The sequence below is a fragment of the Paracoccus sp. UBA5162 genome (assembly GCF_002413585.1).
Classification (GTDB): domain Bacteria; phylum Pseudomonadota; class Alphaproteobacteria; order Rhodobacterales; family Rhodobacteraceae; genus Paracoccus.
In genome coordinates this window covers 89,265-97,971 of the sequence record NZ_DHXG01000055.1, presented here as the reverse complement: position 1 = coordinate 97,971, position 8,707 = coordinate 89,265, and the positions used below count along the sequence as shown (strand labels likewise).

General features: G+C 65.8%; 8 protein-coding genes and 1 pseudogene. 1 reads left to right on the top strand and 8 read right to left on the bottom strand.

The features are described 5' to 3' along the window. Positions 1–108: pseudogene (locus B4A72_RS08140) on the top strand (IS110 family transposase); the annotation flags it as partial. Positions 109–129: 21 nt separating this feature from the next. Here the strand turns inward: B4A72_RS08140 and B4A72_RS08135 are convergent. The 8 genes from B4A72_RS08135 to pyrH form a co-directional block, all read right to left on the bottom strand. Further along, complete coding sequence (locus B4A72_RS08135) at positions 130–876, bottom strand: OmpH family outer membrane protein (protein ID WP_292958832.1); 747 nt, start codon at positions 874–876, stop codon at positions 130–132. Next, entirely contained in the window at positions 876–3,176 is a 2,301-nt protein-coding gene (gene bamA / locus B4A72_RS08130; protein WP_292958830.1) for an outer membrane protein assembly factor BamA, read from the bottom strand. Before bamA ends, B4A72_RS08135 begins: the two co-directional genes overlap by 1 nt. Positions 3,177–3,305: 129 nt before the next feature. Beyond that, positions 3,306–4,637 carry an RIP metalloprotease RseP gene (rseP, locus tag B4A72_RS08125; RefSeq protein WP_292978309.1) on the bottom strand — a complete coding sequence of 444 codons (1,332 nt, stop codon included), beginning with the start codon at positions 4,635–4,637 and terminating at the stop codon, positions 3,306–3,308. Next, positions 4,634–5,791, bottom strand: coding sequence for a 1-deoxy-D-xylulose-5-phosphate reductoisomerase (dxr, locus tag B4A72_RS08120; protein WP_292958826.1), 1,158 nt, complete (start codon positions 5,789–5,791; stop codon positions 4,634–4,636). Before dxr ends, rseP begins: the two co-directional genes overlap by 4 nt. Positions 5,792–5,794: 3 nt before the next feature. After that, positions 5,795–6,646: a phosphatidate cytidylyltransferase gene (locus B4A72_RS08115; RefSeq protein WP_292958824.1), complete on the bottom strand. Its 852-nt coding sequence runs from the start codon at positions 6,644–6,646 to the stop codon at positions 5,795–5,797. Then, positions 6,643–7,377 (bottom strand): polyprenyl diphosphate synthase, encoded by a 735-nt coding sequence (uppS, locus tag B4A72_RS08110; protein ID WP_292958822.1) that lies wholly within the window; start codon positions 7,375–7,377, stop codon positions 6,643–6,645. The genes B4A72_RS08115 and uppS overlap by 4 nt, the downstream gene beginning before the upstream one ends. Positions 7,378–7,387: 10 nt before the next feature. Then, positions 7,388–7,951, bottom strand: a complete 564-nt coding sequence (gene frr / locus B4A72_RS08105; protein WP_292958820.1) for a ribosome recycling factor — start codon at positions 7,949–7,951, stop codon at positions 7,388–7,390. A gap of 198 nt (positions 7,952–8,149) precedes the next feature. Then, a partial coding sequence (pyrH, locus tag B4A72_RS08100; protein ID WP_292978308.1) for a UMP kinase occupies positions 8,150–8,707 on the bottom strand: 558 nt, incomplete at its 5' end.

The window sequence follows — 8,707 nt, the reverse complement described above, 5'->3', positions numbered from 1 at the left end:
GCGGGAAAGCCGGCGAAAGTCGCGCTCACCGCCGTCATGCGCAAGCTCCTGATCCTCGCAAACGCCCTGATCAGGGATGACCGAAAATGGGCCGAAACCGCCCCTTGATCAAAACGGATAAATTCTGCATCAATCCGCGGCGGCGGGCGGCTGCGGGATTTCGGCGGCCGGTGCCTGGCCATCGCCCTGCGCTGACGGCAACGGCACCTGTCCGGCACCGTCGCCCAGCCTCTCGTCCAGCCGCAACACCAGATCGGCGGTAATGTCGATGGCGTCGAGCGAGACGAAGACGGTGCGGCGGTCCAGAACGGCCACCGCGCGGCGATCCTGCATCATCTCGCCCATGACCGGCAGCGCGGCGCGATAGAAGGCGCTGCGGTCCGCCTCGGCCCAATCGTTCAGCGCCTGCACCGCCTGTGCGCGTTCGCGCCGGACCCGCGTGGCGCGTTCGTCGAACGCCTCGGCCTGCTTGCGAAACTCGGCCGGATCCAGCGTTTCGCGACGGCTGGTCAACGCCGCCTCTTCATCGGATAACTGCGCGGCCAGCCTTTCGTTCTCGGCGGCGATCTTGCCGCCCTCCTCTTCCAGGACGGATTGCGTGCGACGGCCCCAGGCCGAGCCGGTGAACAAGGTGTTCTGATCCACGGTCAGGATCGGCGCAGCCACCATCTGCGGCGAATCCGGCGGCGTCTCGATGGTGCGCGTCGGCATCCCGCCTTCCGCACCGGCCCCGTCGGCCGGGGCGATCCGGTCCACGGGTGCGATGGGCTGGGCGGGCACGGAGGGCGCCGGATCCTGCGCTGATGCGCCCCCGGCCCATGCCATGCCCAGAAACAGGGCCGCCAGCAGGACGACAGGGCGCGCCCGTCCCCGCATCAGAACCGGGTCGAGATGGTCAGGTCGAAATTCTGATCCTTGTCGTAATCCTCTTTGCGAACCGCCTTGGAGAAGTTGAACCGCAAGGGGCCGATCGGGGTGGTCCAGAAGACAGAGGCGCCGATGGCGGCGCGAACCCGCATACTGTCGTCGACTTCGGACCCGTCGCTGCCGGTCCTTGTGTCCAGCCCCCAGACCGAGCCGATATCGGCAAAAAGGCCGCCCGTGATGCCGTATTCCTCGGGCAGGCCCAGCGGGAACTGCGCTTCGGCGCGCGCGGCCCAGTAATACTTGCCGCCGAGCGCGTCCTGATTCGGGGCCGACAGGTCACGCGGACCGATGCCGTTCGGCTCGAAGCCGCGCACCTTGCCGCCGCCGCGGAACCGGTCCAGAATCCAGGACGAGTAATCGCCATAGCTGTAGACACCGCCGGCCTCGATCTCGGCGCGGAGGGTGACCTCCTCGCGCCAGGCATTGCTTTCCACACCGGCCAGCGCGGTGCTGGTGACCGTCTTCACGTCGCCGCCCAGCCCCGCGAAATCCTGCGAGAACCGAAGCTTGTAGCTTGTCAGGGGATCAAGACCGGCCACCCGCGTATCCCACAGGTAGGTGTAGCCCGCCGCTGAACTCAGACGCGTGCCCTGTTCGTCCTGAAGAATGACGGAACTGTCGTCGCTGACATTGTTCAGACGGTTCTGTTCCAGTCGATACCGCAGTTCCAGCCGGCCATTGGCCGAAATCGGAAACTCGATCGACGGCTGGACCGAGATCGTGCGGGTGTCGTAGTCCGAATTCAGGTTGCTGGTTTCGTTATAGCGCGCGGTGAAGCCGAATTTCAGATCGCGACCCAGGAAATAGGGTTCGACGAAGTTGATCAGACCCTCGCGGTCGCCCGACGCGGTGGAAATGGTCAGGCCCAGCGTCTGCCCGCGACCCAGGAAGTTGGTCTCGTTCAGCGAGGCGTTGAGGCCGAAGCCGGAATTGACACCGTAGGATGCGCCGAAGGACAGAGAGCCAGTGGGCTGTTCCTCGACATTCACATCCACGATCACCTGTTCGGCGCTGCTGCCCTGCCGGCTGTTGACCTGCGCATCCGAGAAATAGCCAAGCGCGCGGATGCGTTCGGCGGCATTGCGGATCTCGCGCGGGTTGAACGGATCGCCCTCGACCGTGGTGAATTGCCGCCGGATCACCCGGTCCAGCGTGGTCGTGTTGCCCTCGATGTCGATGCGTTCCACGAAGATGCGCGGGCCGCGCGTCAGCGCAAAGGTCAGATCCAGCGTCTGCGTCTGCGGATTGCGCGTCACCCGCGGCTCGATATTGACGAAGTTCAGCCCCTGCTGGATCGCCACCGTTTCCATCCGCCGGATGGTGTTGTCGATGGCGGCGGGGTTGTAGACATCGCCGCCGCCGACACGGTTCTGCGCCGCAAAGGGTGCGGCATCAACGCCTGCGATCTCGGAGATCGTGCTTACGTTGCGGAACCGGTAGCGCGGGCCTTCCTGGATGTTGAAGGTGATGTAGAAGGCATCGCGTTCGCGGGCGATTTCCGGCGCGACGCCCTGCACCTTGAAATCGGCATAACCGCGCGAGCGGTAGAAATCGGTCAGAAGCTGTTCGTCCAGCGGAATCCGTTCCGGCGCGAAGGTATCGGCGCGGATGAAGGTGCGCAGGATACCCGCCTGCTTGGTTTCCAGCACCTGCCGCAAGCGACGGTCCGAAAAGGCGCGATTGCCGGTAAAGCTGATGCGCTCGATCTCGGTGACGTCGCCTTCGCGGATCTCGAAGACCAGATCGACGCGGTTGCCGCTGCGCCGGATGATGCGCGGATCGACGCGGGCGGCCAGACGGCCCCGGCTGGCATAGGCCTGCGCGATGTTCTGCGCGTCCTGGATGGCCTGGCTGGGCTGATAGACCCGGCGCGACTGGCTTTGCGCGATCTGGGCCAGTTCGTCATCCTTGAGGCGGCGGTTGCCCTCGAAGCTGATCTGGTTGATTGTCGGATATTCCGAAACGGTGATGATCAGGGTGCCGCCCTGCGGAACGATCTCGACCGTCTCGAACAGACCGGAATTCTGCAACCGTTGCAGCGCATCGTTCAACTCGCCGGCCGAGACGTTCTGGCCGCGCGCGATATTGGCATAGGACAGGACCGTGGCCGGTTCGATCCGCTGCGTGCCCTGAATTCGCACGTCGTTGAAGACATAGGCCACAGCCGCATTGGGCACCAGTGCCGCCGGTGTCGCGATCGTCAAGGCCGTGACCAGCGCAACCGCGCCCTTGCCCAGTTTCCGTGTCATTGCCGCCCCTCTATGTTCCAGCCTGCGGACGCGCCTTTTCTGGCGCCTTCTTTCTGTTGCGTGTTTTCACGCCCTCTTGGCCAAATCTTGTGCCCGAAACGCCCGGCCCTGTCAAAAGCGCATCGCGCCCTAGGGGCAGAAAAGATCGTTCGTGAGGCCGAAAATCATCAGCGCCAGCACCGCCGCCATGCCCGCCGCCGTCAGCAGGTTCAGCGCCCGGTCCGAGGGTGGGCGTCCGGTGAGGGCCTCCCACGCATAGAACATCAGGTGCCCGCCATCCAGGACCGGGATCGGCAGCAGGTTCAGAAACCCGATCGCCGCCGACAGGACCGCGATCCACCACAGGAAACTGGCGCCGCCGGCGCTGGCCGCCTGGCCGGTGCTTTCGGCGATGCTGATCGCGCCGCCCAGATTGCAGCCGCCGATCTGGCCCGAGATCATCGCCCACAGCCCCGCCAGCGATGACACGATGATCCCCCAGGTCTGCATCACCCCCAGCCACAGCGATTCCAGCGGGCCCGCGCGACGCATCGCAGGCTCGAAGAAACTGCCGCCACCGGTGACGCCGATCAACCAGCGCCGTTCGTATCCGCCGCCCGCAGAGGGCAGATCCTGCATCCGCGGAATCAGCGTATAGCTGGCGGTGCCCTGGCCGGACCGCCAGACCTGCAACTGGATCGGATCGCCCTCGGCAGCCTCGACCGCCTCGCGCATCTGGGTAAAGCGGGTGATCGGCTTGCCCTCGATGCTGATCACCACGTCACCGGCCATCAGCCCGGCATCGGCTGCGGCGCCGCGCGGGGCGACGCCGCTGATCCGCGCCGGCATCGGATCCGGGCCGGTCACCGTCACCTCGGCGCCGTCGCGGATCACGGTCCAGTCCTGCTGCGGCGCGATGGGCAGGTCCTGCGCCGCCTGGCCCAGATCGGCCCAGGTCTCGACCGGCTGGCCACCCAGGGCGACGATGCGGTCGCCGGGGCGCAAGCCGTTCATCACGCCCGGCGGCACCTCGCTGACGGCACCGACCTCGACCCGATCGGCAGGCAGGCCCTGAAACAGCGCGAATCCGCCGAAGATCAGGATCGACAGGACAAAGTTGAAGACCGGTCCGGCCAGAAGCGTCGAAAACCGCGCCCAGAGCGGCGCACCCGACAGCGTCTGCCGCCGCAAGGCCGGATCGACCCGCGACCCGGAACCGGCGCTGGCCGCATTCTCGTCGCCCAGAAAGCGGACATAGCCTCCCAGCGGAATCGCCGCGACCTGCCAGACGGTGCCGTGACGATCCCGGCGCGCGATCAGGCGCGGTCCGAAGCCGACCGAAAAGACCTCGGCCCTGATTCCCGACAGCCGGCCGATGATGTAATGGCCGTATTCATGGACCGTCACGATCACCACCAGTGCGACCACGAAAGCCGCCAGCGTCCACAAGGTGCCCCCGAATAAGGGGATCAGATCGGTCATGCGGCGGCCCTTCCTCTTGCCTCGCGGTCCCAGTCGAGGACCGTTTCCAGATCGGCGGCATCATCGCCGAAACCGGCGCGCCCCGACAGCGCCTCCAAGGTCATTTCCACGCGAGGCGCCATTTGCGTGAATCCGATGCGCCCGGCGATGAAATCGTCCAGCGCCTGCTCCTTGGCGGCATTGAACACCGCCCCCGCCATACCGCCCGCCGACATCACCTCGCGCGCCAGGCGCAGCGCGGGCCAGCGCGTCTCGTCGGGTTCGCGGAAGGTCAGGCTTCCGATCCGCGCCAGATCCAGCGCGGCAACCGGCAGCGGTGCACGGTCGGGCCAGTTCAGCGCATAGCCGATCGCGTGTCGCATGTCGGGCGCCCCCAGATGCGCGATCGTGCCGCCATCGACATGGCTGACCATGGCGTGAACGATCGATTCCGGATGGACCAGCACCTTGATCCGATCTGGTCCAAGACCGAAAAATTCTTTCGCCTCTATGACTTCCATCGCCTTGTTGAACATGCTTGCGCTGTCGATGGTGATCCGCTGGCCCATGGCCCAATTGGGATGGGTCGAGGCCTGAGCCACCGTCGCGGCCGCCAGCCGTTCCAGTGGCCAGTCCCGGAAGGCGCCGCCCGAGGCGGTGATGGTCACAACCTCGACATGCTCAAGGTTTTCCGATCCAAGAGCCTGAAAAATGGCAGAATGTTCGGAATCGACCGGCAGGATTCTCGCTCCGCTTCGGGTCGCCGTGCGGTGGATCAGCGGGCCGGCACAAACCAGCGATTCCTTGTTGGCCAGGGCCAGAATCCCGCCCTGAGCCAATGCCGTCAGGCCCGGCACCAGCCCGGCCGCGCCGATGATCGCCGACAGGATCCAGTCGGCGGGGCGCGCGGCGGCCTCGGCCAGCGCCCGCGCGCCCGCCGCCGTCTGAATCCCGCTGCCCGCAAGCGCGTCGCGCAGATCGTCCAGCAGATCCTCGTGCGCGGTCACGGCGATCTCGGCCCGCAACTCGCGCGCCATGCGCGCGAGGCGCGCGATGTTGCGCCCGCCGGTCAGCGCGACGACGTGATAGGCCTCGGCCCCGCCGGCGCGCCGGATCAGATCAACACCGTTGCAGCCGACCGAGCCGGTCGCCCCGAAGATCGAAATGCGTCGCATGGGTCAGGTCACCGCCGGCAGGCTGTTCAGAAGCCCGATCAGCATGGCCGCCAGAACCGCGCCTGTCACTGCGTCGAAACGATCCATGAAGCCGCCGTGACCCGGAATCAGGTTCGAACTGTCCTTGACCCCGGCGCGTCGCTTCAGCCAGCTTTCGGCGATATCGCCCATTTGCCCGGCGAAACAGACCAGCGGAGAAACCCATAGCAAGGTCGCGTCGCCGCGCCCCGAAAGCCAGATCAGCGCACCCAGAACGACCGCGCCGATCCAGCCCGCGATCGTGCCCGACCAGGTTTTCTTCGGGCTCAGAGACGGCCAGAATTTCGGCCCGCCCAGAATGCGGCCGAAAAAATAACCCGCCGTGTCCGAAACGATCACGATGCCCATCAGCCACATCACGAATCCCAGACCGAATTCCTCGCGGAACGAGACCAGACCATAGGCCACCAGCAGGATCGCGATGCCGAAGATCGCATAGGTCGGCCGGTCGCGACGCGCGGCGCCGGGAAGCCCGGCAAGAAGAGGCAGCAGCAAGGCCAGCGATGCGAAGGGCGAAAAGGCAACAAGGGCGATGAACTGGGCCAGCCCGGCGATCACGGCCAGCGACACGGGGCGCCAGCGGCCGAAGGCGGTCAGGTGCATCTCGGGGTGGCGCCAGCCCGTCATCGCCGCCAGTTCCCAGAACGTGATGGCCGAGATCAGTGACATGCCCAGCCGCAACCAGACACCCTGCGCCACGGCCAACATCACGCCGATCCCCAGCAGCACAGCGGTCGAGGCGATACGGCGCGACAGGTCAGCCCATTTGCCCTTCGCGGCGGGCAGCCCGGGCCTTGTCCCCGCGCCCGGACTCATACGCCCCCGAAACGGCGGTCGCGCAGGCCGAACCGGTCCAGAATCGCGGCCAGATGGTCGGGCGAGAAATCGGGCCACAATGTCGGCGTGAATTCATATTCCGAATAGGCTGCCTGCCATGGCAGGAAATTCGAGGTCCGCGTCTCGCCACTGGTGCGGATGACCAGATCGGGATCGGGATGGCCGGCCGTGTCCAGACAGGCATGAAGATCGTTTTCCGTCGGCTCGGCGACCTCGCCCTGGGCAACCTTGCAGGCCAGCTTGGTGGCCGCGCGCAGCAATTCGTCGCGCCCCCCGTAATTGATCGCCACGGTCAGGTTCAGCCGCGTGTTGCCCGCCGTCCGTGCCTCGATCGAGGACATCAGCGCCTGCAACTTGCCGTCCAGCCGATCCCGGCCGCCGATGAAGCGCAGCCGCACGCCCTCGGCCGACATGCCTTCGGCCTCACGCTCGATATAGCGGCGGAAGATCTTCATCAGACCCAGCACCTCCTCGGTCGAGCGTTTCCAGTTCTCGGTCGAGAAGGCATAGACGGTCAGCCAGTTCACGCCCAGATCCGGGCAGGCGCGGACGATTTGCTTGACGCGCTCGGCCCCGCGCCGGTGCCCGACCAGGCGCGGCCAGCCGCGATCGGTCGCCCAGCGGCCGTTTCCGTCCATGATGATGGCGACATGACGCGGTCTCTGACTGGATCCGCCCGTGTTCAATGCCTGTGCTGTATCCGCGGCCATGTCCCGTGCCTCAGACCTGCATGATCTCGGCCTGCTTGGCCTCCAGCGCCTCGTCCACCTGGCCGATCATCTTGTCGGTCAGCTCCTGCACCGCGGTTTCCCAGAACTTCTGATCATCCTCGGGCATTCCCTCGGCCTTGCCCTTCTTGACCTGATCCATGCCGTCGCGGCGCACGTTGCGGATCGCGACGCGCGCGTGTTCGGCATATTGCGCCGCGACCTTGGTCAGTTCCCTGCGCCGCTCCTCGTTCAGTTCCGGGATCGGCAGCATGATGATCGTGCCGTTGGTCTGGGGATTGATGCCGAGACCGCTTTCGCGGATCGCCTTTTCGGCCTTGCCGACCATCGACTTGTCCCAGATGTTGATGGTGACCATCCGCGGCTCGGGGACGTTGACGGTGCCAAGCTGGTTGATCGGCGTCATCTGGCCATAAGCCTCGACCTGCACCGGCTCGACCATCGAAGCCGAGGCGCGACCGGTCCGCAGGCTGCCGAATTCGTGGCGCAGCGAATCCATCGCGCCCTTCATCCTCCGTTCCAGGTCGTCGATGTCGATTTCGATATCCTCTGCCATGTGGCACTGCCTCTGCGTAGAATTTTCACCGCTTGTAACCGCATTGCCGGGCCTTGGCAAAGCATTTGCCCGAAGGTCAGGCGGCATCGCGCCGGCGACCGGCCAGCCCGCGGGCGACCTTTTCGACCCCGCCGCCGGCCGCCGCCGGATCGCGGCTCAGGGGAAATTGCACATCGCCGCGATCCACATGCCGGGGGGTCAGCTATGAACGCGGGTATAGGTGCCGCGACCTTCCAGGATCGCCCTGAAGCCACCAGGCTCGTCCAGCGAGAAGACGACGATCGGCAGCCGGTTGTCGCGGGCCAGCGCGATGGCCGAGGCATCCATCACGCCCAGATGCTTTTGCAGCACCTCGTCGTAGCTGACCTCGCCATAGCGTTTGGCATCGGGGAATTTCTTCGGATCCTTGTCATAGACGCCATCCACCTTGGTGCCCTTGAAGATCGCCTCGCAATTCATCTCGTTGGCGCGCAGGGTCGCGGCGGTGTCGGTGGTGAAATAGGGATTGCCGGTGCCGGCGGCAAAGATCACGACGCGGCCCTTTTCCAGATGTCGGATGGCACGCCTGCGGATATAGGGTTCGCAGACTTCGTCCATGCGGATGGCGCTGATGACGCGGCAATGCAGGCCCTTGGCTTCCAGCGCCGATTGCATGGCCAGCGCATTCATCACCGTGGCCAGCATCCCCATGTAATCGGCGGTCGTCCGCTCCATCCCCTGCGCGCTGCCTTGCAGGCCGCGGAAGATGTTGCCGCC